The sequence below is a fragment of the Psychrobacter sp. 1U2 genome (assembly GCF_051847575.1).
Window position 1 is genome coordinate 1 of record NZ_JBPYDC010001558.1, and the last position, 574, is coordinate 574.

General features: G+C 47.6%; 1 protein-coding gene. It reads left to right on the forward strand.

Annotated elements, in window-relative coordinates:
* Positions 1 to 574 (forward strand): BCCT family transporter (locus ACS8FD_RS23160; RefSeq protein ID WP_439277582.1); only part of this gene is annotated, 574 nt, incomplete at both ends.

The following is a 574-nucleotide window of genomic DNA, read 5'->3' on the forward strand; positions in this document are numbered from 1 at the left end:
CTTTGTCACAGTCTTTTATGCACTGGGGCTTTTTGGCGTGGTCGATTGTTGGCAGCTTGACCGCTATTGTAGTGATGCATCTGCATTATGACAAAGGCTTACCACTTAAGCCGCGTACCTTACTTTATCCTGTGTTTGGTGAGCGTGTACTGACGGGTCAAGCTGGCGCCATTATCGATGCTTGTTGTATCGTCGCGGTGGCGGCGGGCACCATCGGTCCTATTGGATTTTTGGGTTTGCAGACCAGCTATGCGCTCAATGAGTTATTTGGTATCCCTGATACCTTTACCACTCAGCTAATTATTATCGTATTCGCTATTGCGCTTTATACCATCTCAGCAATTAGTGGACTGACGCGCGGTATGCAGCTCTTAAGCCGTTTTAACGTTACGCTGGCTTTTGCACTGATGGTGTTTATTTTGATCTTTGGCCCGACCAACTTTATCGTTAATGGCTATATCCAAGGTGTCGGCAGCTTGATTGACAACTTTATTCCGATGGCCACATACCGCGGTGATGAAGGTTGGCTTAGCTGGTGGACGGTATTCTTTTGGGGCTGGTTTTTGGGCTATGG